This is a genomic window from Cohnella zeiphila (genome assembly GCF_014212055.1).
Classification (GTDB): Bacteria; Bacillota; Bacilli; order Paenibacillales; family Paenibacillaceae; genus Cohnella; species Cohnella zeiphila.
The window spans coordinates 145,683-172,321 of record NZ_JACJVO010000003.1 but is presented as its reverse complement, the minus strand read 5'-3'; the positions used below and the strand labels follow the sequence as shown (position 1 = coordinate 172,321).

21 protein-coding genes are annotated in these 26,639 nt (G+C 61.4%); 6 read left to right on the top strand and 15 right to left on the bottom strand.

Features of this window, described 5'->3' with window-relative positions; translation table 11 throughout:
- Positions 1-93 precede the first annotated feature (93 nt).
- Complete coding sequence (locus tag H7C18_RS03220) at positions 94-3,306, top strand: hypothetical protein (protein ID WP_185127565.1); 3,213 nt, start codon at positions 94-96, stop codon at positions 3,304-3,306.
- Here H7C18_RS03220 and H7C18_RS03215 read toward each other — a convergent pair.
- Positions 3,303-4,208, bottom strand: a complete 906-nt coding sequence (locus H7C18_RS03215; protein WP_185127564.1) for a hypothetical protein — start codon at positions 4,206-4,208, stop codon at positions 3,303-3,305. The two genes, H7C18_RS03220 and H7C18_RS03215, sit on opposite strands and share 4 nt — an antisense overlap.
- Before the next feature lie 265 nt (positions 4,209-4,473).
- Between H7C18_RS03215 and H7C18_RS03210 the strand changes: the two genes are divergently transcribed.
- A complete protein-coding gene (locus H7C18_RS03210) occupies positions 4,474-4,860 on the top strand; it encodes a winged helix-turn-helix transcriptional regulator (protein ID WP_185127563.1) in 387 nt (128 codons plus the stop codon).
- Here the strand turns inward: H7C18_RS03210 and H7C18_RS03205 are convergent.
- Positions 4,849-5,076, bottom strand: a complete 228-nt coding sequence (locus H7C18_RS03205; RefSeq protein ID WP_185127562.1) for an alpha/beta hydrolase fold domain-containing protein — start codon at positions 5,074-5,076, stop codon at positions 4,849-4,851. The two genes, H7C18_RS03210 and H7C18_RS03205, sit on opposite strands and share 12 nt — an antisense overlap.
- A 496-nt stretch (positions 5,077-5,572) precedes the next feature.
- Between H7C18_RS03205 and H7C18_RS03200 the strand changes: the two genes are divergently transcribed.
- Together H7C18_RS03200 and H7C18_RS35940 are read left to right on the top strand one after the other, a co-directional pair.
- A complete protein-coding gene (locus H7C18_RS03200; RefSeq protein WP_185127561.1) occupies positions 5,573-6,481 on the top strand; it encodes an SDR family oxidoreductase in 909 nt (302 codons plus the stop codon).
- 20 nt (positions 6,482-6,501) lie between these two features.
- On the top strand, positions 6,502-6,657 hold the full coding sequence (locus H7C18_RS35940; protein WP_420481830.1) for a TetR/AcrR family transcriptional regulator: 156 nt from the start codon (positions 6,502-6,504) through the stop codon (positions 6,655-6,657).
- Between the two features lie 516 nt (positions 6,658-7,173).
- On the opposite strand, the gene H7C18_RS34930 is transcribed toward H7C18_RS35940, so the two are convergent.
- The 6 genes from H7C18_RS34930 to H7C18_RS03170 all read right to left on the bottom strand — a co-directional run bounded on the left by H7C18_RS34930 (position 7,174) and on the right by H7C18_RS03170 (position 19,216).
- On the bottom strand, positions 7,174-7,476 hold the full coding sequence (locus tag H7C18_RS34930) for a hypothetical protein (RefSeq protein ID WP_238357434.1): 303 nt from the start codon (positions 7,474-7,476) through the stop codon (positions 7,174-7,176).
- A gap of 51 nt (positions 7,477-7,527) precedes the next feature.
- Positions 7,528-12,555, bottom strand: a complete 5,028-nt coding sequence (locus tag H7C18_RS03190) for an InlB B-repeat-containing protein (protein WP_185127560.1) — start codon at positions 12,553-12,555, stop codon at positions 7,528-7,530.
- Positions 12,556-12,746: 191 nt separating this feature from the next.
- Positions 12,747-13,880, bottom strand: a complete 1,134-nt coding sequence (locus H7C18_RS03185; RefSeq protein WP_185127559.1) for a response regulator — start codon at positions 13,878-13,880, stop codon at positions 12,747-12,749.
- Positions 13,877-16,972, bottom strand: a complete 3,096-nt coding sequence (locus H7C18_RS03180; RefSeq protein ID WP_185127558.1) for a hybrid sensor histidine kinase/response regulator — start codon at positions 16,970-16,972, stop codon at positions 13,877-13,879. The genes H7C18_RS03185 and H7C18_RS03180 overlap by 4 nt, the downstream gene beginning before the upstream one ends.
- 72 nt (positions 16,973-17,044) lie before the next feature.
- The gene (locus H7C18_RS03175) at positions 17,045-18,277 is read right to left on the bottom strand and encodes an MFS transporter (RefSeq protein WP_185127557.1); all 1,233 of its coding nucleotides are present in this window, start codon (positions 18,275-18,277) and stop codon (positions 17,045-17,047) included.
- Between the two features lie 111 nt (positions 18,278-18,388).
- Positions 18,389-19,216: a helix-turn-helix transcriptional regulator gene (locus tag H7C18_RS03170; RefSeq protein ID WP_185127556.1), complete on the bottom strand. Its 828-nt coding sequence runs from the start codon at positions 19,214-19,216 to the stop codon at positions 18,389-18,391.
- Positions 19,217-19,353: 137 nt separating this feature from the next.
- Between H7C18_RS03170 and H7C18_RS03165 the strand changes: the two genes are divergently transcribed.
- Entirely contained in the window at positions 19,354-20,343 is a 990-nt protein-coding gene (locus H7C18_RS03165) for a Gfo/Idh/MocA family protein (RefSeq protein ID WP_185127555.1), read from the top strand.
- Complete coding sequence (locus tag H7C18_RS03160; RefSeq protein ID WP_238357433.1) at positions 20,340-21,275, top strand: aldo/keto reductase; 936 nt, start codon at positions 20,340-20,342, stop codon at positions 21,273-21,275. Before H7C18_RS03165 ends, H7C18_RS03160 begins: the two co-directional genes overlap by 4 nt.
- A gap of 225 nt (positions 21,276-21,500) precedes the next feature.
- Here H7C18_RS03160 and H7C18_RS03155 read toward each other — a convergent pair whose 3' ends face one another.
- The 7 genes from H7C18_RS03155 to H7C18_RS03125 are packed head-to-tail and all read right to left on the bottom strand — an operon-like array spanning position 21,501 to position 26,619.
- A complete protein-coding gene (locus H7C18_RS03155; RefSeq protein WP_238357432.1) occupies positions 21,501-22,481 on the bottom strand; it encodes an urease accessory protein UreD in 981 nt (326 codons plus the stop codon).
- Positions 22,474-23,094 carry an urease accessory protein UreG gene (gene ureG, locus H7C18_RS03150; protein ID WP_185127553.1) on the bottom strand — a complete coding sequence of 207 codons (621 nt, stop codon included), beginning with the start codon at positions 23,092-23,094 and terminating at the stop codon, positions 22,474-22,476. The genes H7C18_RS03155 and ureG overlap by 8 nt, the downstream gene beginning before the upstream one ends.
- Before the next feature lie 20 nt (positions 23,095-23,114).
- Positions 23,115-23,279: a hypothetical protein gene (locus H7C18_RS03145; RefSeq protein ID WP_185127552.1), complete on the bottom strand. Its 165-nt coding sequence runs from the start codon at positions 23,277-23,279 to the stop codon at positions 23,115-23,117.
- 30 nt (positions 23,280-23,309) lie between these two features.
- A complete protein-coding gene (locus tag H7C18_RS03140; RefSeq protein WP_185127551.1) occupies positions 23,310-23,996 on the bottom strand; it encodes an urease accessory protein UreF in 687 nt (228 codons plus the stop codon).
- A 1-nt stretch (position 23,997) separates the two neighbouring features.
- On the bottom strand, positions 23,998-24,573 hold the full coding sequence (locus tag H7C18_RS03135; RefSeq protein WP_185127550.1) for an urease accessory protein UreE: 576 nt from the start codon (positions 24,571-24,573) through the stop codon (positions 23,998-24,000).
- A gap of 13 nt (positions 24,574-24,586) precedes the next feature.
- On the bottom strand, positions 24,587-26,287 hold the full coding sequence (gene ureC, locus H7C18_RS03130) for an urease subunit alpha (RefSeq protein WP_420481833.1): 1,701 nt from the start codon (positions 26,285-26,287) through the stop codon (positions 24,587-24,589).
- A 17-nt stretch (positions 26,288-26,304) separates the two neighbouring features.
- Positions 26,305-26,619: an urease subunit beta gene (locus tag H7C18_RS03125; protein WP_185127548.1), complete on the bottom strand. Its 315-nt coding sequence runs from the start codon at positions 26,617-26,619 to the stop codon at positions 26,305-26,307.
- Positions 26,620-26,639: the final 20 nt, after the last annotated feature.

The following is a 26,639-nucleotide window of genomic DNA, read 5'->3' as shown; positions in this document are numbered from 1 at the left end:
TGACGCAATCTGGCAGGACCTGGGCGAAAATCGTCGAATCGAATAGGATCGAGATTTTGAGGCTCCTTGGCAGGAAGGAGGACGGGAGATCCTATGCGCGCTGTTTCCGCTTCAACCAAGTCGACACCCGATTCCGCCGCCGGGCATTCGGCTTCGCAGCGATCCGCGGCGAATCGGCCTGCGGCTTCTTCCCCCGCGTCCGCGCCCTTGAACTTGGCTGACGCCTCCGTGCTGCAGCGGCTGCAGCAGTCCGTCGGGAACCAGGGCGTGCTCCAACTGATGAGAAGCCGCGCTCCGCTTGCCGCGCCGGGAGAAAAGACGGATCGCGGCTCCGCTTCCGGCCGCGCTCCTGTGCTGCAGCGGCAAGTCGCGGCTCAGATCCTTCCGAACAAGAACGCTCCCGAGAAGCTGGGTCGTCTCGTGATCGCCGGGCGTCCGGATCGCGTATTCGGCAAATCGATGGGAGACCACACGACGGCTTTCTCCGTGCATGAAGCCGCGATCCGCATGCGCGTCGAGGGACGGACGCCGGCGGAGGCGATCCAAGCGATGCTGGAGCTTGCGGAGAGCACGTTTAGTTTGCCGGGCATGAACCTGGTGAGCCAGCTTCCCGAAGGGCATCTGGCCAAATACAACGACGCCCTGAAACATTTGCTCTCTTTCCGCGGGCCGTTGAAGGCGGCGGTTGCGTCAAGCCGCGATTCCGCGACCGAGACGGCAAGCGACGTTGCGATGAACGCGACTCCAAGCGCGCCTCCGGTCACGGCCAATGACAACGCCAGCGGCGTAAGCGCCGGCCCGCCCACCGTCGCCATGACCGATACCAACGGCGTTACCGGCGGCCCGCCCACCGTCGCCATGACCGATACCAACGGCGTCTCCGCCGCGGTCCCCTCTGCCTCCGAGCCCGATCATAGCGGCGCGATCTTGCTGTTGCAGGCGTTCATCGGCGCTTATCTCCACTTCCGGGAGCTGATGCCGCTGTCGGTCATCAACGTGATGGAGAAGAGCCCCTCTTTGGCCGGCAAAGGCAAGGGCGAGTCGGGCAAAGCGAAGCTGCTCGCCGATCATCAACCCGGCAATTGGCAGGACAAAGACCAGCTGCTCGACGCGATCCTCTCGCTGTTTGACGCTTCTTCCGTCGCGTTGGCGGCGATCGAAGGCAACGCCGACCTGGCCCAGAAGATGGCGCCCGGCACGAAGCCGCTCAATCCGGCGACCCGGATGCGCTTCGCGATCCTTCAGCACGTCCAGACGATCAAAATCTCATTCCCGCTCGTCTTCTCGGGAGAACAGAAGCTGGAGGAAGCGGCCGTCGTCGATGCCTTGGAACGGGAAGTCGCCCTGGAAGAAGGCGGCTGGCTGGAATGGCAAAGAGAGTTGAACGACAAGAAGAAGGGCAAGAAGCAAGAACGCATCGACAAGCTGAAAGAGAACATCGACCTAAGGAAACTAGAAACGGCCAACTGGACCGCGCGGGTTCCCACCGACATTCCGAAATGGAGCACGGAGAAAGAAAAGGAAGAGCGGGAATTGAATCGGCTGGACGAGAGCAATGCCTGGGTCCGTTCGCTTGAGGAGAAGCATACCAAAAAAATGGAGCAGTTCCGGAAAGCGGACGATTTAAAGGGCGAAACGGCGGAGAAGACGAACGAATCGGCGAAAGTCCGGCACGAGGTCTCGGATAAAGACGTAGAATCCCCTGACAACGGCGGGACCGGCTCTGCGGTTTCGGCCGCCGCCACCGAGGCCGCCGCGGCGGCGGAAGAAGCGCTGGAGCGCAAACAGCCGATCGCCACCCAGGTGCTTCTCGACGACAAGGGCAAGATCAGCGAGATTCGCTCGGCCGGACGGACGCCTTCCCCTTTCTCAGGAACGATGGGCGCGCATACGACGGCCTGGATCGTACACCTGGACCGGATCCGGAAAGAGCTGATCCGCAGCTCCGTGGACGAAGCACACGGCAAAATGCGGGACGTGCTCGTTCCCGAGGCTGAAGCCCGGGCAAAATCGCTCAAGGAGGAATTCCCCGAGGTCGTCGACGGGCAGGCCGATCGCCTGGCCGAGCTGAAGAAAGCGAAAAAGTACGACACGCCGCTGCAAGGAGCGCTGATCCTCCAGCAGTATATCAACGACCTGCTTACTTACATCAACTATTCGCCGGGCTCCACGCTGGCCGCGGCCGATGTCGGCGGCAAGTCGGAAGGGATGAGGCGCCAGGTGCTCGTTCAGCATGAGGACGGCAATCGCCAATCGAAGGAACGGTTGCTTTGGGCGATTTTCGGCCTGATCGACGTCAAGGCCGCTCCGACCGATTCCCGGGCCAAGCTGCTGGACGAGCACTTAAGCCTGATCGAGCAGACGTACCCCGACTCGTTCAAAGATTCGGGCGCAGACGATGAGATCGATTGGGAAAAAGACGTGTCGGATACGATCCGCAGCAGAGCCAGAACGGGCAAAAACCGCTTTGAGGACGACAACGAAGCCCCGAAGGCCAAAAAGAAAGCCCGTCTGGACGGAACCGGATCCCAGACGGGAAAAACCGACGGCGCCTCCGGCAAGCTGCCAGACCCGTTCGGTCTCTTCTCCGAGCAACGGCCGAGCCGACCCTTGGTCGACGATGCCGGGGCGATTCTGCCCGAGGCGCAAGCCCGCTTCCTGAGCGCTTACCGGAAGGACGTGACCGAGAGCGCGGCTTTCCTGACGGAAGCGGAAGGCCATCTCGTCGCCAGCCGGCTCGGCATTCAGGTTCGCGTTTATCGGGGCGAGGCGCCCAAGGACTTCCGCAAGCTGGACAATCCCGGGGGCGGCCATTGCCTCATTCATGCCCTCGTTCAGATCGCCAAGGCGAGCGGCGGACACGATCCCGGAAGCGGCGCGCCCCCCGACCAGATTGCGGAGATGCGTTCCCTGATGGCGGCCCGTCTGTCCGACGAGCAGATTCTGACCCTGTCCGCCGCGGCCATCCACGCCCGAATGAGAGGTGAGGACGAGCCCGGCCTCGGGCCGGAGATGCTGAGCCTGCTGAACGACACCTCGGTGCTTCAAGCCTCGATCAAATTTTGGGAGCGGAAGACGACCGAAGCCGCAACGACGACCTCTTCGGATAAGGACAAAGAGAAGGGGACCGGAACGCCTCCCGGCAACTCGACGGACAGTACGAACTCCGGGGGCGAAGCCGCCTCCCCCATGCAGGTGGAGACCGCGACGCCCCTCGTCGCCATGGGGGCCGGCCGCCCCGTGCAGGAACGGCTGGCGCTGCTGCATACCGGCGGCGCCCATTACGTCATGATCGTCCGCGATTAGAGAGCGCGGCCGGACGGCTTCGCCGGGAAAACCTTGCCGCGGTCCTTCGCGGCTTGGAGCAGAACCCCCGCCCCGATGGCCAGCGCGGCGAGGAAGCAGCAGCCGGCGGCGATCGGAAGCGCGGACCATTGCATGATCGATTCGCCTTGGAGCGTCTGGCAGCCGATCGCGGCGAGGCCCAGCAGGAAGGCGATGCCGACTCCGTGAATCCGCATGCGCCGGGCCGCATTCGGCAGCGCCGTGTTTTCCGCGAGCCAGGCGGCCAGAGGAATCGCTTGAAGCGCATGAAAGCCGAGTCCGTGCAGCCAGATGATATTGCCGTGCGCCCCGACGAACCGGCCTTGGTTCATCGAGATCCACACCCCGGCCGAGAACGAGATAAGCACGGCGATCATGGAATAACGAATGCCGAGAATCAGCTCGGGGCGACGGGCGTACGTTTTCGAACGGAAGTAGCCGACCGCCATGACCAGATACAGCACGATCAGCATGAGCGCGACGAACGCGAACACGTTCCCGACGACATGGTCGAAAGCCGAGCCGTCTTCGACGAACCGCGGATTGACCCCGCGGGCATTCTGGATCGTCTCCGCTCCGTAAGCATAGAGCGCCAGAACGATGTAGCCCCGCCGGAAGACGGCCCGGGTCCGGGCTTTGAGGCCGGAGAACGGCACAATGGCCGCCGTCGACAGAATAAAGATGCCGAGCGCGGCGTTGAACGAGAACGCCTTCGAGATATCGCCCCCAGGCGCCACCTCCGCCCCCCGAATCAGGACGAAGAGCCCGCAGATGCCGGCCAACAGGAAACCGAGCAGTCCGACAAGCACCAACGCTTTTTCCCCTTCAAAAAAACGGATCCTCCGATTCTCTTCCGTGCCGCTTGAAGCTGTAACCTTTCCCATAAACTCCCGCCTCTCTGCCAAAGTTTGGATGTCTTTAGCTTATCGAAAGGCCGGGTTCGGCGGGACGGTCCCCGGACGGGAATTTGAGGCCGACGGAAGAACGGTTTCGTCCCCGCCTCGAGGCTGCGGACGACTTCGGACTTCAGACCGGGAGACTCCGTTCCGTCTGCGCCGGAGCTGCCCGAAATCACGAATCGGTCAGCTGAGGAAACGTGGTACAATGCTGTTAGTTACGGGGTTTTCATAAGGAAGGGTGACTTCTTGCATGAATATTCGCCATGTTCCCCCAGGCGGCGGCGAGTCGCCTTGCCACTATCGGAGGGCGCTGGAGATCGTCTCCACCAAATGGACGGTGCTCGTATTCTACGAATTGGAATTCGGGAAAAAGCGCTACAGCGAGCTCAAGCGCCGAATTGAAGGCGTCACCCAGAAGATGCTGACCCAAACGCTTCGGCAGCTGGAGAGAGACGGATTGGTGAAGCGCGAGGTGTACCCGACCGTCCCTCCGACCGTCGAATACGAGCTGACGCCGCTCGGGATGACGTTGATCGAACCGATGAGGGCTCTCCATCAATGGACGGAGGCCCATTACGATGCCGTTCTGCGGGCAAGGGAAGCCTACGATGACGAGGGGTTACGGTCACCGGATTAATCGGGCCGCGTTCAGCTCGCGATCAATCAGCCGGTAGACGTCGTGGCCATCTTCGAACACGTCCGTCATCGCGTAGGACAAGTGAATCATGCCGGGATACCGCTTCATCGTTACCCGAATGCCGCTTTCCGCCATTTTCCGGGCGTATTGCTCTCCCTCGTCGCGAAGCGGATCGTACTCGGCGGTCACGACCAGCACCGGTGGCAGTCCCTCCATCTCTCTCCTGCAGGAATTTTTGCGTAACCACTGACACTTTCATAACGCATCGGGAGCCCATTCGGCAGACTTCGATGGCGAGCCGATGCGCTTGCGATGCGAAACATCGTTAGCAGCACATTCCGAAGCCTGGCACCGTGCGCTAACGATGCAAATCATCGCATCGGAAGCTCATTCGGCAGACTTCGGTGGCGAGCCGATGCGCTTGCGATGCGAAACATCGTTAGCAGCACATTCCGAAGCCTGGCACCGTGCGCTAACGATGCAAATCATCGCATCGGAAGCCCATTCGGCAGACTTCGATGGCGAGCCGATGCGCTTGCCGCCTTAGAAAAAAACACGTAGAAAAAACAGTTGACATCATCCGGATTTGATCTTATGATACAGACACAACATAAATGAATGATTCATTCATTTACTATTTGAACGATTAGGAGCCCAATATCCCTCATCCGAATCCTTACCAAACCAATCATGAGAAGGAGTTTGATCGAAAATGGCAAGAAGTAAGAATGAGAAGTGGAGCGTACAAGGCAAGTACGTGTTGATTACCGGAGCGACCAGCGGAATCGGACTGGCGGCGGCGAAGGAACTGGCGGCTCGGGGCGCGAATCTCGGGATCGTGGCGCGCAGCGAAGCCAAGGCGAACGAGACGGCGGCTATGCTCAAGGAGCTGACAGGCGGCAGAGCCAAAGTCGACGTCTTCCTGGCCGACCTGACCGACCAGCGCTCCATTCGGCGCGTCGCCTCCGAGATTCTGGCGCGTTGCCCCCGGATCGACGTGCTCGTCAACAACGCCGGAGCGATGTTCGTGAAGCGGATCATGACTGGGGACGGCATCGAGCAAACCTGGGCGGTCAACCACCTCGCCCCTTTCCTGTTGACGACGCTGTTGCTCAAGCGGTTGAAGGAGAGCGGGGAGGCCCGGATCATCACCACGTCCTCCCACGGCCACAAGATGGCCAAGAAGGGCATCGATTTTGACGACCTGAGCGCTAAGAAACGCTTCAGCTTCCCGCAAACGATGACGGGCGGCCCCAACTTTCGGTACGGCGAGACCAAGCTGGCCAACGTTCTGTTCACATCCGAGCTGGCCCGGAGGTTGGAAGGATCCGGCGTTACCGCCAGCTGCTTCGACCCCGGACTCGTGGCCACGAACTTCAACCAGGATAACGGGCTGCTGGCGCGAATGACGATGGCGGTGATGAAGCGGTTTTCCCGGACGCCGGAGAGAGGAGCGGAGACGCTCGTCTGGCTGGCGGATTCGGACGAAGTCAGCGGCCAAAGCGGCCGATACTATGCGGATTTGAAGGAAGCCGTTCCCGCCGCGCCGGCTCGCAGCCTGGAGGACGCGCGGCGGCTCTGGGAAACGAGCGAAGAACAAACCCGGAATTCGCAATCGTAAAAAAAGGAGAGTGACCGCTAATGGCGACATCGAACGACGCCGCGGAACGCAACAACGACGAGAGACGGGAACAAATCAAGAAGGCTGCCCTCAAAGTGTTCGCCGGCAAGGGCCTCGCCGGGACGAAGATGAGCGCGATCGCCGCCGAAGCCGGCATCAGCCAAGGACTCTCTTAGCGGTATTTTCAGTCCAAGGAGGAGCTGTTCGCGCTGCTCGTGGAAGAAGCGATAGACGAGGCCCAAGCCGCAATCCGCAACGTTCCGAACCTTCCCGGCACCCCTCTGGAACAGTTCAAGGCTCTTACCCTGAACATGCTGGCCGACAATCACAAGCATTTCTTCCTGCTCATCCGTCAAGCCCAGACGGCCGAGGGGGTTCCGGCACAGGCGAGACAGGCGGTCGAACGCTATAGCCCCCGGGATACGATCGATCTGCTCGTCCCCGTCTTCGTCAAAGGCCAGCAGCTCGGCGAGTTCGGCGAAGGCGATCCGCGGCAGCGCTTGTTTCTCTTCTTCTCCGTCGTTTCCGGGCTGATGCTCCAAGATTCGTTCGCAGGAGAAGGTTACTGGCAGCGGGAAGTCGACCGGCTGATGAAGATTCTGATTTCATCGAACGCGACAATAAAATCGTCCCGCCCCGGCTCTCCTTCGACGGAGAGAAACCGGACGCGGGACGATTCGCTTCAGAACGGCTCAAGAAACGGTATACAGCAAAACGATGCCCAATACCCACAGCATCGGGATCAAATCGATCCAGACCGCGCCTCTGAATTTCCGCTTATGATAGAGCACCCAGCCGACGATGGCCGATCCGATCAAAGCCACCGGGTACATCCATACCATGATGAACACGAACAATGTCGTTCCGTCGCTCAGCGCGTCGGGAGAATCGAACATCATAAAGGACATCAGCGCCACGATGATCCACGCGAGCGAGAACAAGGCGTAGACGATCTGGCTGACTAGCAGAAAAATGGCGGTTTTCCTGTTTTTCACTTAAAATATGGCACCCCGTTTGGAAGTTAGTGACGTGCGCTCCCGTTTGGATCAATCATTCGCGCCGCTTCGCTGCGCCAGGGCGTTGACCAGCAGCGCGACCGCTTCGGCTCTCGTGGCTCCGCCGTTCGGAGCGAAGGCGTTGTTTCCTCCTCCTTGCATAAGGCCGAGCTGCTTCAAGGCTGCGACGGAAGATTTGGCCCATAACGGAATCTCCCTATCGTCGGTGAAGCCGGTTGCCGTCGCCGCACCGGATTTCAACCCTAGGGCGTTCGCGACCATCGCGGCCATTTCGACGCGCGTGATCGGCGCCTCCGGACGGAAAGTGCCGTCCTGGTACCCCTTGATCACGCCCGCTTGCACGGCCTGCGCTACGGAAGGCTTCGCCCAGGCGCCGATCTTCCCGGCATCCGTGAAGCTCAAGTCCGCTTCATCCGCTTGCGGCATCAGCGCATGAATCAGCATAACCGCAAATTCCGCTCTTGTCACGGGATTATTCGGCTTGAATGTGCCGTCGGAATATCCGGTGACGATGCCCGCGCCGGCCGCTTCCCGAATGCTCTCCTCCGCCCAGTGTCCGGAGATGTCTCCGAAGCGGATCTCCGGTGCCGAATCAACCGCGAATACCGCGAATTTCGTGAAATGATCGACCTCGACGCTCAAACTTCCCTCGCCGATCGTGCCGCCTTCCACGGCCGTCCAAGCCTTCTTTTCCTCATCGTAGTAGAAGACGACCGGCACCTGATCGGCCTTCAGCAGCTTTGGATCGAAAGTGAGCGTCAGCGTGACCGGCTTCCGGAACTTCTCCGTGAAGCTCTTCGTCAGCTCGAAGATCGGGCTGATCGGCGCTTCACGGTTCGCGAGGAGATCCGAAACGTCCGTCACTTTCTTGATCGTCAAAGTCAAATCTTTGCCGCCCGTCGCGTCGGACGGAATCGAGACGGAGATTGCGCCCCCAAATCCGACTTCCCCTTCTCTTCCCGCCGGAAGCGTCAATTGTCCATTGGACGAAGTGACGGGAGCATCGCCCGGCACAGAAGGCACGCCCGGGTTGTCGCCGGTGCCGGCGTTGTTCCCGCCATTGCCGCTATTGCCTCCGTTGCCCGTATTCCCGCCATTGCCTCCGTTGCCGCTATTGCCTCCGTTGCCGCTATTGACGATCCACTTGGCATACAGCTTGAGATTCGCCGTAATCGCCGTTTCCGAGAAGTCGAATGCGGAAATATAATCGCTATCCGCATACCACCCGGCAAACGCATACCCAGCCCTCGCGGGATCGGCGGGCTTCGCCGCCTTGTCGCCGTAATCGACGGTCCGGCTGTCGACCGGCGATCCGCCTTGGCTGTCGAAGCTGACCGTGTACCGGTTCAGCGTCCATTTCGCGTACAGCGTCGTATCGCCCGTAATCGCCGTGTTCTCGAACACGGTGCGAAGCTCGCTGTCCGTATACCATCCGCCGAACGTGTAGCCCGCCTTCGTCGGATCGGACGGCATCGCAACCGCGCTGCCATAGTCGACCGTCCGGCTGTCGACCGGCGATCCGCCTTGGCTGTCGAAGCTGACCGTGTACCGGTTCAGCGTCCATTTCGCGTACAGCGTCGTATCGTCCGTAATCGCCGTGTTCTCGAACGCCGTGCGAAGCTCGCTGTCCGTATACCATCCGCCGAACGTGTAGCCCGCCTTCGCCGGATCGGACGGCATCGCAACCGCGCTGCCATAGTCGACCGTCTGGTCGTCCACCGCCGAGCCGCCGTTGCTCTCGAAGCTGACCGTGTACGGAATCGGCATCCACTGCGCATACAGCGTCGCATCCGCCGCGCCGATCGTGAACTCGTCAGATTCGCCGTAACTCGTACCGCTGCCGTCCGCCGCGGTATTCCACCCCGCGAACGTATAGCCCGTTCTGGCGAGATCGCCCTCGTTGCCTAATACGACGACGCTGGCGCCGTAGTCGTAAGATTGGCTGTCGGCCGGCAAGTCGCCATCCGTGCTTCCGTTGCCGTCATAGGCGAAGGAGTAGGTGTTGATCGTCCATTGCGCGTATAGCGTCACGTCCGCCGCTTCCATCGTGAAAGTATCCGATTCGGCATATGCGTCGCCGCTTCCGTCCGCCTCCGTGTTCCAGCCGGCGAACGTGTAGCCTGTCTTCGCTAAACCGTCCGTGTTCCCCGCTACCGTTACGGCGCTTCCGTAGTCGTAGCTGCCGCCGGCAGGCGCGTCGCCGGACGTATTGCCGTTGCCGTCATACGCCGTCGCGTATAGGTTGACCGTCCACTGCGCATACAGCGTCACGTCTGCGTCTCCCAGCGTGAAGCCGGCTCCGCCGGAATAATCCGTGCCGCTTCCGTCCGCTTCCGTGTTCCAGCCCGCGAACGTATAGCCGGTGCGGGCCAGGCCGCCCGTATTTTCCAATATGCTGACGCTGCTGCCGTAATCATAAGAAACGCTGGCGGACGGCACGGATCCTTGATCGCTTCCGTTACCGTCATAAGCGACGGCGTAGCGGTTGATCGTCCACTGCGCATACAGCGTCACGTCCGCCGCTTCCATCGTGAAACTATCCGATTCGGCATATGCGGTGCCGCTTCCGTCCGCCTTCGTATTCCAGCCTGCGAACGTGTAGCCCGTCTTGGTCAGGCCGTCCGTGTTTCCCGATACCGTAACCGCGCTGCCGTAATCGTAGCTGCCCCCGGAAGGCACGTCGCCGGACGCATTGCCGTTGCCGTCGTATGCCACCGCGTATGGGTTGACCGTCCACTGCGCATACAGCGTCACGTCCGCGTCGCCCAGCGTGAAGTCGGCTCCGCCGTCATAATCCGTGCCGCTTCCGTCCGCCTTCGTATTCCAGCCTGCGAACGTATAACCGGTGCGGGCCAGGCCGCCCGTGTTTTCCAGTACGCCGACGCTGCTGCCGTAATCATAAGAGACGCCGGCGGACGGCACGGATCCTTGATCGCTTCCGTTGCCGTCATAGGCGACGGCGTGGCGGTTGATCGTCCACTGCGCATACAGCGTCGCGTCCGACGCATCGACCGTATAGGTGCTTCCGGCGGCGTAGCTCGTGCCGCTGCCGTCCGCCTTCGTGTTCCAGCCCGCGAACGTATAGCCCGTCAGGGCCAAGCCGTCCGTGTTCCCCGATACCGTAACCGCACTGCCGTAATCGTAGCTGCCGCCGGAAGGAGCGTCGCCGGTCTCATTGCCGTTGCCATCGTATGCCACCGCGTATCGGTTGACCGTCCACCGGGCATAAAGCGTCACGTCTTCGGCGCCCAGCGTAAAGTCGTCTCCGCCTGCATAGTCCGTGCCGCTGCCGTCCGCCTTCGTGTTCCATCCTGCAAACGTATAACCCGTCCTATCCAATCCGGGCGCGTTCTCCGATACCGTAACTGCGCTGCCGTAGTCGTAACTTCCGCCGGAAGGCACGCTGCCGGACGTATGGCCGTTGCCGTCGTACGCGACCGCATAGCGGTTGATCGTCCACTGCGCAAAGAGAGTTACGTCCGACGCGCCGATCGTATACGCGCTCCCGGCGGCGTAATTCGTTCCGCTGCCGTCCGCCTCCGTATTCCAGCCGGTCAGCGAATAGCCTGTCCTGGCCACGCTTCCGCTGTCAGGCAATGAAATGCTGGAGCCGAAAGGATAGCTGCCGCCGGCAGGCGCGTCGCCGCCCGAGCTGCCGTTGCCGTCGTACGCGACCGCATAGTCGTTCGGGGTCCACATCGCATACAGCCTGGCATCGGCCGAACCGAGCGTCAGCGTATCGAACTCCGCATAATCCGTCCCTGTGCCGTCGGGAGCCGTGTTCCACCCGGCGAACGTATAGCCGGCTTTTTCAAGATTCCCGGGATTGCCCAGAACCGTAGCGGAGGCATTGGGATCGTAATTGCCGCTGTCCGTCGGAACCGTCCCCGCCGAGTTCCCGTTGCCGTCGTAGACGACATTGTATCTCGTGATCAGCTTCATGACGGTGCTCTTGAAGGATTGAGCCACATCCTGATAAGCGACGTAAAGGTTGCCGTTGTCGATAAACAGGCCGGTATAAGCACCTTGCGTCGAAAAACCGACGCCGCCTACCGCCTGCCACCCGCTTCCGTCGTTCTTCATGACGGTCGCCTTGTAGCCGTTCCCATAATCCTCGTAAACGACATAGGGAACGCCGTCCTTCATCGCCAGAGAAGTATAGACGGCGGTGTCTGCCGAGAAACCGGCGTTCCCAACCTTTTCCCACTCGGTGCCGTTATATTTCATCACCGTAGCCTTACCGTTATCGAAACCTCCCAGCGAATAATCGGAGAAGGCTACATATGGCGTGCCGCGGTCTACTTTCAACGAGATATAATTGCCGCTCCCTGCGGTGAACCCGGCGTTGCCGATCGTCTCCCAATCGGATCCGTTGAATTTCATCGCCGTAAGCTTATAGCCGATTCCCCCATCGTTAAATACGAGATAGGGAATACCGTTATCGACAGCCAGCGAATCATAGACGGCCTCGCCTGCCGATAATCCGGCGCTGCCCACCGTTACCCAATTGTTTCCGTCGTACGTCATCACCGTGGCCTTGGAAGAGTTCCCCTTGTCCTCAAATGCGACATAGGGGGTGCCGCCGCTGACGGACAGCGAGATATAGTCGGCTTCGCCTGCCGAGAATCCGGCACTGCCCACCGTTGTCCAGCTGCCCTGGTCATACTTCATCACGGTAAGCTTGGAAAGGTTTGCTCCGTCTTGAAAAGCGACATAGGGTATGCCTTGATCCACGTATAATGAGGTGAAATAGGCTCTGCCTGGCGTAAAGCCGGCGCTGCCTACCGTCCCCCAATTGCTGCCGTCGTACTTCATCACCGTTGCCTTGTAGCCATTGGCCGTATCCCGATAAGCCACATAAGGAGTGCCTCCGTCCACGTAGAGCGACAAATCGTCGACCTGTCCCGCCGAAAAACCCGGGCTGCCGAGATTCTCCCAGGTTTGGACGGTCGCGTAGGCGCGGCCCGATCCGGCCGCGAACAGTCCCGTCATGCCGCCGATCGCCGCAAGCATCGCCAGCGTCAGCACCCAACCGTTCAATCTGATCTTCCAACGCATTCTATTCCCTCCCGATTCGCGCATGGCCGTGAAGCCGCTGTTTGGTATTCTATCAATACCGCCTGCCGGAAGACTGAAAAGAAAGCGCTTCATGTCAGGTTTGCGCGAAAAACCAAAAAAATTGTCGAAATAAAAAAAAGAAAAAGCCTCTCCTTGGAGGAGAAGCCAAACTGCCCAATCTCGCAGGCCGATCAAAAGAAAGCAGACGGATCCGCAAGCAGGCGGGAAAAATCCGGCAGAGCCGATTCGTCGGATGGCTCCAGCGACTCCGCCGCAAGCCGGTAATATTTTCGCGCATCGTCCTCCCGGTCCATCATCAGCAGCAGGGCGACCATCTTCGCGTGAAGCCTCTCTTCCAGCGGCTGCAGATGAACCCACTTCCGCATCGGGTCCAACGCAATCTCGTAACGCTGCAGCCGGATATAAGCGCCTACCATCGCTTCCAGCAGCTCCGCGTAGCTCAGCTCCAGCTCGGCCTGCCGCGGCGCCGCCCAGCCGTAACCGCTCCCGGCCAGGAAGCCTTCTCCGTACAGCTGGATGGCGCGGATCAACGGCGTCATTGACTTCGTGCTGCCGTATTGACGGAGCGCCGCTTCGTACTCGGCGACATCGTCGCCGACCGCGACGGGCCAGCGCAGACCGTAGCCGCCCCCCGCCGTCTTCGTCTGCTCCACGACCCCGTGCAGACCGCAAGCTTCCAGGTCCTTCCGGAGCTGATATACCGTCGAGTGCAGATTGACCTGCGTTCGCTCCACGTCCTTGCCCTGCCATATATCGTTCATGATTTGGGCTTTGCCGACCGGCTTGCCGCCGGCATGGTGCAAATACGCCAGCAGTTCCCGGCTCTTGGAATTGCGGAAGCGCACCGCCTCCCCCCGATCCGTCGTAACGGAGAAGGGGCCGAAGCTGCGAACGGACAGCTTCGGTTCCGCAACCGGGAGGGAAGCGCCGCGGCCGCTCCGCTTCGCGAAGCGGTCGAACGTTCGCGCCAGATCCGCGTCCGTGATCGGTTTGAGCAGATAATCGAGCGCTTCTACGTCGAACGCGTCGCGGGCATACTCCTCGTAAGCCGTCAGGAAGGCGATTTGGATTTCCGGCCGGACCTCGCGAAGGCGCTTGGCCAATTCCAGCCCGTGTAGTCCCGGCATCTCCATGTCTAGCAGCGCCAGATCGATCGGCTCCGCCGAGGTCAAGACATGCTCCCAGAACTGCTTGGAGCTGTCGAAAAGACCGCCGATTTGCACGACGTCCGCCTTCGCCCGCAGCAGCTTCTCCACCCTTTTGAGAGCCGGCGGCTCGTCGTCCACGGCTACTACCCGGATCATCCCCGTTCCTCCTCCCTATCGTTCCCGTTCTCGAGCGGAACGCGGATCGTCACCCGGGTCCCGCTTCCGGGCGCGCTTTCGATATCGAGCCCCTTGCCGTACATTCGAATCAGGCGCTGGTGAATGTTCCGCAGGCCGACGCCTCCCGCGCCTTCCGCTTCCCTCGAGAGGATCGCCTGAGCCGCGGAATTCATGCCGATCCCGTCGTCTTCGACGGTAATGACGGCACTTCCGCCGCCGGCCCGAACGGTTACCGTAACCGTTCCGCCTTCCTCTTTCTTCGTTACGCCGTGCCGGACGGCGTTCTCTACGAGAGGCTGCAGCGTCGTCGGCGGAAGCAGGCAAGCGGCCGACTCGTCCACTTCATAGCGAACGCGCAGCCGGTCTCCGAAGCGCGCCCGCTCGATGGACAGATACGCCTCCGTCAGCTCGAGCTCTTTTCTCAGCGGAACGAGTCTCTGCTTGTTTTTGAAATCGAAGCTGCCCCGCAAATAGCGCCCCAGATGAAGCAGCAAATCGTGCGAGGTCTGCGGTTCGTCCAGCGCGAACGAGACGATCGTGTTCAAGGCGTTATACAGAAAATGAGGCTTGATCTGCGCCTGCAGGAACGCCATCTCGGAGCGAACGGCTTCCTCCGCGGACCGCTTCATCTCCAGCAGCGTGCGCGCTCTGGCCCGCAGCTCGTGCGGCTGAAACGGCTTGGCCAGGAAATCGTTCGCCCCCGCCTCGAAGCCGTACATCAGATCGTCCGGGCCGCTTCTCACCGTCGTCAGCAGCACCGGCAGCTCGGACAGCCCGTATTTCTCCCGGATCCTGCGGCAAGTCTCGTATCCCGACATCCCGGGCATCATGACGTCCAGAATGACCAGGCCGATCCGGCCGCCGGAACGCTCCAGCAGGTTCAGCGCCTCCAGCCCGCCGGACGCCGTGAGCACCTCGTACGGCTCATTCGCCAGCACGGTCTTCAGCACCCGAAGGTTCACCGGGTCGTCGTCGACGGCCAGAATCGCCTGTTCCGACTGCACGGCTTCCGGAAATTCGAGAGAAGCCGCCGCTTCCGCCCGGCCGGCCGACAGCCGCGCCGCCCCGAAGATGGCGGAATCCGGATCGCCGAAGCTGCCTTCTTGCATCTCGCGGACTCCTTCCGCAACGGGAACCGTGAATGAAAAGACGGAGCCTTCTCCCCTTTTCGAAGCGACCGCGACGGCGCCCCCGTGCAGCTCGACAAGCCGCTTCGCGATGCCGAGCCCCAGCCCGGCCCCGCCGTATTCCGGCGCCGCGGAGGTGCCTACCTGCTCGAACGATTGGAAGATCGTCTCCAGCTTGTCCTCCGGAATTCCGATGCCGGTGTCGGCGACGGAGATCCGCAGCATGGCGCCTTCCGCCCGGGCGGAGACGACGACTTCGCCTTCCGGCGTGAACTTGATCGCGTTGCCGATCAGATTGTAGACAACCTGAAGCAGCCGGCTCTCGTCCGCGTATGCGTCAGGCAGCGACTCCGGCCACTCGAGCCGCAGCGACACCGGTTTGCTCCCGATGTAGTGCCGGAACACTTCCTCCTGGGCGGTCACGACCGCCCTGACGTCGACGCGCCCTCGCCGCAGCCGAATCCCGTTGTTCCTCAGCAAGGACAAATCGAGAATGTCGTTGATCAGGTTGGACATCCGGCGGGCTACCGAGACGACGGCTTCGAGCTGCTCCCGCTGCGTCCCGTTAAGCGGGCCGGATCTCCCTTCGGACAACGCCTGGGTGAGGTTCATGATCCCGTGCAGCGGCGTCTTCAGCTCATGCGACGTATTGGCCAGAAATTCGTCCTTCATCCGGTTCATGGCGATCAGTTCGTCCGACATCGTACCGATCGTCCGGTAAGCGTTCACGAACCTCCGGGCCAGCTCCAGCACCTCGATGAAGACGAGCAGAATGAACCCGTAAGGAACAAGCTGCACGTCGATCCAGAAGATCCAGTCTTTGCTGTAAAAAATATCGTGCACGGCCGAGGCGACAAAGGCGAGCCAGCCTGTCAGCTGCAGCAGCGCGCCGCCGCGGCCTCGCCACGACGCCAACGCGAACCCGCCGATAAAAAAGGCGAAGGCGAACAAGGCCACCCACTGGAAATACCCGATCAGCTCGGTATACGTCTCGGCGGGGAGCAGCAGGACCGTCCCGATAAAACCGGCCCCCACCCATGCGAGAGACTTGACGATTTTTCCGCTGAACTCCTTCGGGTACAACTCCCGGACGAACAGCGCCGCCATCGTCACGCCGCCGTAAAAAGCCAAATATTCGAGAGCGATGAGCAGCCGGATACTGACGTCCGGATAGAACTCAGCCAGGTAGATGTCGCCCACGACCCATTGGCGGATCGCGCCGAGCAGGCAGCAGATGCCGAAGTACAAGATCGAGCGCTCGGAACGGCGCAGCGCATAAAGTGCCAACTGATACAATCCGAGCAGCGCGCATCCTCCGAAAACGGCCATATCCGCGAGCGAGCTTCGCTCCTGCCGATGGAGCATGTCCCCTTCGGCGCCAAGCGTCAGGCTGAACCAGATGCCTCCGTTCGGATAAAGCCGATTGGCTACTTGAACCAGCAGATCGAACTCGTCGGAGGCAGGGGTAAACTCGACGGTCTGAGGAAAATAGGCGTTGCGCGTCTCGCCCTTATCCGCTGCCACGGTTCCTACCTGAGCGATCTCCTTGCCGTCCGCGTAAATTCGGTAGGCCGGCGCGATCGCGGGAATCTGCAGAGCGAGCGGACCGTCGCCGCCGCGGGTCCGCACATGGAGCCGGTAAGTCGCGTAGCCCCGCCCCGGCAATCCGGCGCCCTTCCAGGTGCCGGGTACTTTCGCCAGCGATGCGGAGTCCGTCCCGGCCCCCTCCGTCAACAGCTGCCCCCAATAGAAAGACCAGGCGCCGTTCAGCCGCAGCGCCCCGTCCTTCTTCAAGTCCCAGTCTCTCAAATCCAATACGCCGTTCTTCGCTCTGGGCTCGATTCTGCCGTTTGCCGATTCGAAGAAGGACATTGCGAGCGCGGCGACAATCGCCGCCATAATGGCGAGCCACGTCGCCAGTCTGATCCGTCGGCTTTTTAGCATGTTCACCTTTTCCCGCGGGCTCGTCAGCCTTTTATCCTGCCATGGACTTGCCGGCTGCCGGGTCCTCCGTCTTTAAACCATTTCGCCTCTCCGGCGGAGCAGAACATAAAGATAGACGCAGCAGACCGAGCAAAGCAAAGCCATCGCGGCGATAAAGCCGTAACCCGCCTGCAGGCCGAGAATCTGGCTTCGGGCCGAGCCCTCCCGTTCGAACAGGCCGCGGACAAAGTCGATCAGGAAACCGATGACTAGGTTGCCGAGCACGCTGCCGATGCCCATCAGCGTAACGGTGAACGTAATCGCGGTGTCCGTCCCTTTGGGATAACGCTTGGCGATCATCGCCATAACGGTCGGGTAGATCGGCGCGATGCCGGCTCCGGCGATCGCGAACAGGATGGCGCCCGGCTCGCCGATCAGAATCGCCGCCAGGCTGCACAAGCCGGAGAAGGCGGAGAAAATGCCGACGGACCGCGCATAGCCGATCCTGTCCGTGACCGGCCCAAGGAACAATCGGGCGAACGTGAAGAACAGGAAGAACGCCGACAGCATGCCGGAAGCGTCCCCCGCCGACCAGTCGTACGCCTTCTCCAGGAAGTTGACCAGCCAGCTGCCGACCGCCAGCTCGGAGATGACGCCGAACGTGAGAATGGCCACGATGAACCATGCGATCGGATCGCGCGAGAGGAGGCGCAGCGAGATTCGCTCGTCCTTGGCATGTTCTTGTCCCGGGAACTTGCCGAACAGCGACGGAATAATCGGCAGCACGGACAGGGAAAGCATCAGAAGATACATCCCCCGCCAGCCGAGCTCTCCGCCCCCGAGGTGCCAGCCCATCATGCGAGCCGCGATCAACGGGGCCGCGATCGAGCTGAGCCCGTAGAAGAAGTGGGCCAGATTCATCATCGTCCCCATGTTCTTCGTGAAGATTCGGGCCGCCATGATCGCGAGCCCGATCTCCAGCATTCCGTTGCCGATATACATGAGAAAATAAGAACTTGAGAGAGACGTATAGCCGGTCGATACATACATCAGTACGCCGGAAATCGCCATCGAACCGAAGGCGATGATCCCGGTCAGCTTAATGCCGATTCGGCCGGCAAGCGCCGACGTGAACGTGCAGGCGACCAGGTAGCCGAGCGAATTGAGCGCGAGCAGCACGCCGAGCTGACCTTCGTCCAGGCCGAAATCCGCCTGCATCCTCGGGATGGCGGGGCCTTTGATATTTTCCGAGAAGCCGAAAATGAGGAAGCCTCCGAAAACGACGAGCAATAACAGAAGGTAATTGGATCTGGATTGAAGTTTCAAGGTAAAGTGCCCTCCCGAATAGGCCCCTTCGTATCGCCTTCATGATGATGATCGGGACTCATCCAGTTTAAGGGAAGGGGCCGAAATTGCGCAATAGAAGAATGGCGCGGCTCACACGTTGCGCCGGTATTCCCGGGGCGTCAGCCCTTCCTGTTTCTTGAAGCGCTGAATGAAATAGCTGACGCTCGGATATCCGCACGCTTCGGCGATGTCCGCGAGGGGCAGGTCCCGGTTCTCGATCAGCATCGTCTTCGCCTGCCGGATTCGGCACAGCGCGACGAATTCCATCGGGGAGGATTGCATCACCTTGCGGAACAGCTTGCAGAAATAGAACGTGCTCACCCCCGCCCGGCCGGCCCATTCCCGCAGCTCGAACGGCTCGCAGGCGCGTTCCTGCATCAAGGGAAGCAGCTCGAGAATCGCCGCGGCGCTGCCGCCTTCCTTCCGGGGGGCTAATGGCGCCGCCTGCGCCGCGAATTCCACCACGATCGCATAGGCGAGCGCGGAGAACAGCGCCGGCCGCCACGCCTGGCTGCTCTCGCCTTCCGCCACGAGCGCCTCGAACGCATCCCGCAGCCTCCCCGTCGACTTCAAAGTCCATAGGCTTGTCCGCAGAAATCCCTTTTCCGCCAGATATTCCTTGATCTTGGTCCCGTAAAAATGCACGAAATAGACGTCCCACGGATCGTCCGGGCTGGAGCCGTAGCGCTGTTCCTGATGCGGGCCGAACAGGAACGCGTCCCCGGCCTGGAGCTCGAACCTGCGGCCGTCGACATAGACGAAGCCCTTCCCTTTCAGGACGACGTGAAGATTGAAGTGCTGGAACTCGCCGGGCACCCGCACGGCGGCATGCTGAGGCTCGTCCTTGACCCAGCCCGCCATCTCGGGAAAGCAAGGAAATTGATCGGCGTCTATGCTGGGCAAAGCGATGATTTTCAACGGTTGCCGCCTCCCCGCCTGAATGACAATATTGTGATAGGTCTATCAATATAATTAGATTTCGTAATAAATTCCACTTCAGTATAATGACAATATCATAGCAAATCCAATATTCGAAAAAAACGAGGTGTTGCCCTTTGAGACAACTGAACTGGGGCGTTCTGGGAGCGGCGGGGATCAACCGGTCGGTCGTTCCGGCCATCCAGGCTTCGGCCACCGGCCGCGTCGCCGCGATCGCCAGCCGAGACGCCGGCAAGGCCGAGGCGGCCGCCCGCCAATACGGCATCCCTGACTTTTACGGCAGCTATGAGGAGCTTCTGCGGGACCCGGGCATCGATGCCGTGTACATTCCGCTGCCGAACCATCTGCACAAGGAATGGACGATTCGCGCGGCGGAAGCCGGCAAGCACGTGCTGTGCGAGAAGCCGATCGCGCTGAACGCTTCGGAAGCCCGGGAGATGGCGGAAGCCTGCGAGCGGGCCGGGGTGAAGCTGGCGGAGGCGTTCATGTACCGGCATCATCCGCGCATGGAACGGATCAAGGCGCTCATCGCCGCGGGCGAGATCGGCGAGCTTCGCGGCCTGCACGGCGTGTTCACGTTCAACAACGCAGGGGATAAGGGCAACGTCCGCTACCGCGCCGATTGGGGCGGGGGCTCGGTCTACGACGTCGGCTGCTACCCGATCAGCGCCGCCCGCTTCCTCCTCGGCGCCGAGCCGGCGGCCGCGACCGCTCACGCGTTCTTCTCGCCCGAGCACGACAACGTCGACATGATGTGCGCCGGTCTGCTCGAATTTCCCGGCGGCGTCTCGCTTACGTTCGATTGCGGCATGTGGGCCGATTTCCGGAATGATCTCGAGATCGTCGGCACGGACGGGCGCATCGAAGTTCCGGGCGCTTTTCTCCCGAATAAGGACGATCCCGACTTCGTCGTCTATTCGCGCGGAGAGCGGCGCGAAGAGAAGGGCGAATACGCGAACCAGTATTCGCTGCAGGCCGATCAGTTCGCGCGCTCGATCTGGGGCGAAGAGGTTTTGAAATTCCCGCCCGCGGACGCGGAGGCCAATATGAAGGTCATTGATGCGGTGCTGAAGTCGGCCCGCGAGAAAGCGAGGGTGGTCCTATGACAAACGCCGCGAAAATGCCCTTGGTGGCGGTAACGGACAAGATCGCGTGCTCCAAGCTCGTGCTCGGCTCGATGATGCTGGACTCCGATCGCATGGAGCATTCGGCGGAGCTGATGGACGCGTACGCCGCGCTCGGCGGCAACTGCATCGATACCGCGCACGTGTACGGCGACCGCAGTTCGCGGGCGGTCGGGTTGTGGATGAAGGAGCGCGGCAATCGCGCGGAGATGGTCATCATCGGCAAAGGAGCCCATCCGTACGGTTCGCCGCGGATGACGCGCGAGTTCATGGAGCAGGATCTGGCCGAGACGTTCGAGCGGATGCAGACGGATTACGTCGATATTTTCATGCTGCACCGGGACGATCCGGACAAGTCGGTCGGCTATATCCTGGAGTCGATGAACTCCTTGCTGGAGGCGGGGTACTGCCGCGCGCTGGGAGTGTCCAACTGGACGGTCGCGCGCATTCAGGAGGCGAACGAATACGCCGCGGCTCACGGTCTCGTCGGCATGGCTTGCAACAGCCCGAACCTGAGCCTGGCGAAGCCGAACGAACCGCGCTGGGAGGGGTGCGTCTCCGTGTACGCGGACGATCTGGCGTGGCACGAGCGGACGCAGCTTCCGCTACTGTCCTGGTCCTCGCAGGCGAGCGGATTTTTCACCGGCCGGTACAACCCGGACAACGGCGACCCCGAAATCCGGCGCGTCTACTACAGCGACGCGAACTGGGAGCGGTACCGCCGGGCCGAGGCGCTGGGCCGGGAGAAGGGCGTATCGGCGAACGACATCGCGCTCGCCTATGTGCTGAACCAGCCGTTCCCGGTATGCGCCCTGATCGGGCCGAACACCGTGCAGGAGCTTCACTCCAGCGCGAACGCCCTTCAGGTAGCGCTGACCCCGGACGAAGCCCGGTGGCTGGACTTGGGGAAATAAGCGCGACTGCCGGCGTATACGAGCAACCCGTTTACTTTGTTGAGGGAAAAGACTGCGACAATACGAATGTGAGTAACCTGATTTCTCTCTTGAGCGGAAAAGCCGGCGACAGTTCGAATGTGAGTAACCTGATTGCTCTCCTGTGTGAAAGGGCCGGCAGATCCGTCTCTCAAGAGCGCTCGATTCCCACGGGAATTGAGCGCTCTTTTCCCGATAACGGCGGCTCTACTTCCGAATGCGAAGCGGCGGCTTGCCGAGCCAGCGCTTCCTGACCTCATCGTGGCAGATGGCGGTCAGCCGCTGCAAATCTTCGGTGCTGCGGGCCATGATCCGCAGGATGAAACCAGGCAAGGCAAGAGAGGTCAGCCCGAACCGAATCCCCTCAGCGGGAACTGCATTCCGAAGCCCCTCGTACAATTCGTCTACCGCCTCCTGCGTTCCCTTTTGGTGAACGACTAGAAGGGAGCCGTAATGGGTATAGCCCTCCAGTTCCCCGATTTCCGCCATCTCTCCGTCAGGTCTCAGGCAGAGCCGGTCGACCAGCTGCAATTCCTCTCCGACATACAGCTCGGTCAGCGAGTCGATTCGCCGGTATCGGAAGGACCGGCCGGAAGGACTCCAGCCCGGCGTCCAGGCGTCCGCCAGAATCAGGCATGCGCCTGCCTCCATCCGGATTGTCGTTTGCTGAAAATAGACGGCGTCCTCATACGCGATGACCGGATCGGGCAGCAGCTCGAGCAGCGCCCCGTCCGCCAAGCGGATATCGGTGTCCGAGCACACTCGTCCTTTGGGCGTCCGGTACACCTTAGTCGCGGATTGGGTCGTCAACGCAAGCTCGGCCCCGGCCCCCAGCGCCACTTCCATCCGGTAGCGGTCCCCGTCCACGTACCCGCCGCCCGGGTTCATCAGGTACAGGAGCTTTTGGCCGGATAGATCCGCCTTCAACGGGCGGGAAATCTTGAACGCTCCCGAAGCGTAGCTCCCGCCGACGACCGTCTCCCGGTTCCGATACTCCAATGAGAGCCGGAGATAGCCGGTGTATGCGAGACCCTCACGGCCAACGCTCGGAAGATTTACGGCTGTATATCTGCCGCTCTCGTGACGGTTCCTCTCATGGTTGTTCCCCTCGTGGCCAGCGTCGCCAACGAAACCGTAACCCGCACGTTCGCCGATCGCCCGTCCAAGGCCCGCGAAACCGTCAGCCATGCGGCTGCAGCCCTTCCAGCAGCACCTCGCTGCGGAGCCAAGCCACAACTTCCTCCAGCCCTTGATCGATCTTCAGATTGGTCATGATTACGGGCCGGCGCGATCGGGCTTCGTCCGCTTCCCGCCGCATCACTTCCAGACTGGCTCCCACATACGGCGCCAGATCGATTTTGTTGATCACCAGCAGATCCGATTTGATCATCCCTTGGCCCCCTTTGCGGGGGATTTTCTCGCCTTGGGCCACGTCGATCACGTAGATCGAGAAATCGGCCAACTCCGGAGAGAAGGTCGCCGAAAGGTTGTCGCCGCCGCTCTCGATGAAGATCAGCTCCAGATCGGAGAAGCGGTCTTCCAGCTCCTGAACGGCCGCAAAATTCATGGAGGCATCCTCGCGAATGGCCGTATGCGGGCACCCTCCGGTCTCGACGCCGATAATTCGGTCCGCGGGAAGCACCCCGTTCCGCACCATGAATTTCGCGTCTTCCTTCGTATAGATGTCATTGGTGATGACGGCCATGCCGAGCTCGCCGTTCAGCCTTCGCGTCAGACGCTCCAGCAGCATCGTCTTGCCGGCGCCGACCGGTCCGCCAATCCCGATTCGAATCGGCCTCATTCCGTTCTCCCCCTTATGCTTTAAAATTCGGCGAAATAAACGGAGAAGAGCTGCCCGACAACACGGTTCCCCGTCTCATCCTCCAAAATCCCACCACATTGGCATTTTGCTGCCTCTAACGCTTCAATTCCCAAGTAGGCGGTATAACCGCCTACTTTGTCACGTTCCGCCGAACTTTCGCTCATGTAGGCTGTCTACCCGCCTACTTCGCTTTTCTAAGACATAAACATTCTTCCGTCGAGACGCTCATGTCGAATGGACGCCAGCTCCAGTCCAGGCGGGCTGATCCCGAAGTCTTCGGGCGGCAAAGTCTCAACGATGCCGGCCGCTTCGGCCATGACCGGATTCAGGCCGAACAGCAGCCGCTGCCCGTCGGTCTGGCCCAGCGGAATCGCGCGCACTCCGTTCTGCACGAGCGATACCGCGGCGGCGTAAGCCGTATGCCGCAGCGCATCTCGCAGCGGAACCTGGCACCTAACGCAGATCAATGCGAACAGCACCGGAACCTGGCCGAACGCCTTTTTGCCCGCGATCCGCTCCCTGTACCGGCCGAGCAGCTCCCCGTCCAGAAGCTCCTGTACGAGCTCCAGCATGCGGCGCCCCATGCGGATGCCGGCGAGACGCTGTTCGCGCGGAACGGTCTGCAGCGTGAGCCGGCGGTCGAGCGCCCACACCGCTTCCGGGTCGCCCCGTTCCAGCGCTTCGTATGCCAGCCTGACGGCGAACCCGTCGTTGTAGACCCACTGCTTGAGAAAATAAGCTTCCAGCCATCGCCGAAAAGACGAAGCGTCGGTTATCGTTCCTTCGTGAAGGTACGTCTCGAAGCCGAAGGAATGCGAGAACGCGCCGGAAGGAAACCCGCTGTCGCACAGTTGAAGCAGCAAGTACCGGGCTTCGTCCATCCTAGCTCCCGTGCGAATGGGCGTGGCTGCGGTCTGGCGAATGTTCATGGGAATGGGAATGAGAATGGGGATGCTCATGACCGCGCGCGTAACCGTCGTCCGGCGAAAAACGGACGGAATGCCCCGGCGCATGGTCGTGGCTGTGCCCGATATGGCGGAACGCCTGACGCACCGCTCTCTCCTCCACGATAAAAGGCACCTCGTGCTGCTCCAGCAGCTCCGTCAGCAGCCGGTCGTACTGCACCAGCATCGTATCCCCTTCGAATTGGGCCGGCACGTGCCGATTGCCGATCTGATGCGCGATAAAGCCCATCTGGCCGGTCGACCGCGGGCGAATGACGATCAATAGATCCGGCAGCACGCGCAGAACGACGGCCCTTCCTTCATCCGCGAACAGGATGTCCCCGTCGCACAAATCTTTGGGCTCGCTCAGGCGGATGCCGAGCTGCGTCCCGCGGTCCGTCTCGACGCGCTGAACTCGCTTGACCAGATCGTCGCTGCGCATATATACGATCTCGATCCGCTTCGAACCAAGCTCCGTTTTCTCCGTATTGCCGACGATCCGTTCAATGATCATCCCGTTTCCTCCTTTAGAATAGAAAATACCGCTGCGCCATCGGAACGACGTCAACCGGCTCGCAGGAGATCGGCTCCCCGTCCACCGTCACCTCGTACGTCTGCGGATCGACCCCGATCGCCGGCGTCTCCCCGTTCCATTTCATGCTCGCCTTCGTCAGCGTCCGAACGCCTTTGACGGGAAGCAGCGTCTTCGAGAGGCCCAGCTTTCCGCCGATTCCGGCGTCCAAGGCCGCTTGGGACACGAAGGTAAACGATGTCGCATGCCGCGCCTTCCCGAACGAGCCGAACATCGGCCGGTAGAGCGCCGGCTGCGGCGTCGGAATGGACGCGTTCGGATCGCCCATCAGGCTGTGCGCGATCATGCCGCCCTTCAGGATCAGTTCCGGCCGGACGCCGAAAAAAGCCGGGTCCCACACGACCAGATCCGCCGCCTTCCCGACTTCGACGGAACCGACGTAGGCGTCGATGCCGTGCGTGATGGCCGGATTGATCGTATATTTGGCCACGTACCGCTTGATGCGGAAGTTGTCCGCTTCTTCATCGTCCTCCGTCAGCGGCCCCCGCTGCTTCTTCATCTTGTCCGCCGTCTGCCAAGTCCGGAGAATCACTTCGCCCACGCGGCCCATCGCCTGCGAATCCGAGCTGATCATGCTGAAGACGCCCAGGTCGTGCAAAATATCCTCCGCCGCGATCGTCTCCTTCCGGATGCGGGAGTCCGCGAAGGCGATGTCCTCCGGCACGCTCGCGTCCAGATGATGGCAGACCATCAGCATGTCCAGATGCTCGTCTATCGTATTGACCGTATAGGGCCGCGTCGGATTGGTAGACGAGGGCAGCACGTTCGGATGGCTGGCCACCTTCATGATGTCGGGAGCGTGTCCGCCGCCCGCTCCTTCCGTATGGTACGTATGAATGACCCGGCCGCCGATCGCCTTCAGCGTCTCCTCCACGAATCCGCCCTCGTTCAAGGTGTCCGTGTGAATGGCCACCTGCACGTCGTACGCGTCCGCCACCCTGAGGCACGTATCGATGGCGGACGCCGTCGTTCCCCAATCCTCGTGCAGCTTCAGCCCGATCGCGCCGGCCCGGATCTGCTCGATCAGCGGCTCCTCCGCCGAGCAGTTGCCTTTGCCGAGAAAGCCCAGGTTGACCGGGAACGCTTCGGCCGCCTCCAGCATCCGGTGCATATTCCATTCTCCCGGCGTGCAGGTCGTGGCGTTCGTTCCCGTCGCCGGGCCCGTGCCGCCTCCGATCATCGTCGTCACGCCCGAAGAGATCGCCGCCTCGATCTGCTGCGGGCAGATAAAGTGGATGTGGGCGTCGATGCCGCCGGCCGTCACGATCATCCCCTCGGCGGCGATAATCTCCGTCGAAGCGCCGATGCCGATCGTGACGCCGTCCATGAGCAGCGGATTGCCGGCCTTGCCGATGGCGGCGATCCGGCCGTCCCGCACGCCGATATCCGCTTTGTAAATGCCCGTGTAGTCCAAGATGATCGCGTTCGTCAGCACCAGGTCCATCGCGCCCTCTTCGCGGGTCAGGTGCGGATGCTGGCCCATGCCGTCGCGGATCACTTTTCCGCCTCCGAATTTGACCTCGTCCCCGTAGACCGTCTCATCCCGTTCGATTCGCAGGAACAGCCCGGTATCCGCGAGCCGGACGCGATCGCCCGTCGTCGGGCCGAACATGTCGGCATACTGCCGCCTCGTCATGCGTAAAGCCAATGCGCTCACTCCCCGCCGGCGTACCCGTTAGTTTTCCGATTCAGACCGTACACTTCCCGCTTGCCTCCCAACGCCACCAGCTCGACCGTCCGCGCGTCGCCAGGCTCGAACCGGACGGCGCTGCCCGCGGGAACGTTCAGCCTCATGCCTCTAGCCGCCTCGCGATCGAAGCGCAGCGCCTCGTTCACTTCATAGAAGTGGAAGTGCGAGCCGACCTGCACCGGCCGGTCTCCCGTATTCAGCACCGCCAAGCCGCAAGTCCGCCGCCCCGCGTTGCACTCGATGTCTTCCTCCCGCAGCTTCCATTCGCCGGGTATCATCGCCCATCTCTCCTCTCCGG

Coding starts and splice junctions, on each gene's coding strand:
- H7C18_RS03205 (WP_185127562.1), bottom strand. CDS start 5,076: ATGGAGGGACTGCCACCGGTGCTGGTCGTGACCGCCGAGTACGATCCG.
- H7C18_RS03125 (WP_185127548.1), bottom strand. CDS start 26,619: ATGATACCCGGCGAATGGAAGCTGCGGGAGGAAGACATCGAGTGCAAC.
- H7C18_RS03210 (WP_185127563.1), top strand. CDS start 4,474: ATGAATATTCGCCATGTTCCCCCAGGCGGCGGCGAGTCGCCTTGCCAC.
- H7C18_RS03155 (WP_238357432.1), bottom strand. CDS start 22,481: ATGGCTGACGGTTTCGCGGGCCTTGGACGGGCGATCGGCGAACGTGCG.
- H7C18_RS03215 (WP_185127564.1), bottom strand. CDS start 4,208: ATGGGAAAGGTTACAGCTTCAAGCGGCACGGAAGAGAATCGGAGGATC.
- H7C18_RS35940 (WP_420481830.1), top strand. CDS start 6,502: ATGGCGACATCGAACGACGCCGCGGAACGCAACAACGACGAGAGACGG.
- H7C18_RS03145 (WP_185127552.1), bottom strand. CDS start 23,279: ATGAGCGAAAGTTCGGCGGAACGTGACAAAGTAGGCGGTTATACCGCC.
- H7C18_RS03220 (WP_185127565.1), top strand. CDS start 94: ATGCGCGCTGTTTCCGCTTCAACCAAGTCGACACCCGATTCCGCCGCC.
- ureC (WP_420481833.1), bottom strand. CDS start 26,287: ATGACGAGGCGGCAGTATGCCGACATGTTCGGCCCGACGACGGGCGAT.
- H7C18_RS03160 (WP_238357433.1), top strand. CDS start 20,340: ATGACAAACGCCGCGAAAATGCCCTTGGTGGCGGTAACGGACAAGATC.
- H7C18_RS03180 (WP_185127558.1), bottom strand. CDS start 16,972: ATGCTAAAAAGCCGACGGATCAGACTGGCGACGTGGCTCGCCATTATG.
- H7C18_RS03190 (WP_185127560.1), bottom strand. CDS start 12,555: ATGCGTTGGAAGATCAGATTGAACGGTTGGGTGCTGACGCTGGCGATG.
- H7C18_RS03135 (WP_185127550.1), bottom strand. CDS start 24,573: ATGATCATTGAACGGATCGTCGGCAATACGGAGAAAACGGAGCTTGGT.
- H7C18_RS03200 (WP_185127561.1), top strand. CDS start 5,573: ATGGCAAGAAGTAAGAATGAGAAGTGGAGCGTACAAGGCAAGTACGTG.
- ureG (WP_185127553.1), bottom strand. CDS start 23,094: ATGAGGCCGATTCGAATCGGGATTGGCGGACCGGTCGGCGCCGGCAAG.
- H7C18_RS03140 (WP_185127551.1), bottom strand. CDS start 23,996: ATGGACGAAGCCCGGTACTTGCTGCTTCAACTGTGCGACAGCGGGTTT.
- H7C18_RS03185 (WP_185127559.1), bottom strand. CDS start 13,880: ATGATCCGGGTAGTAGCCGTGGACGACGAGCCGCCGGCTCTCAAAAGG.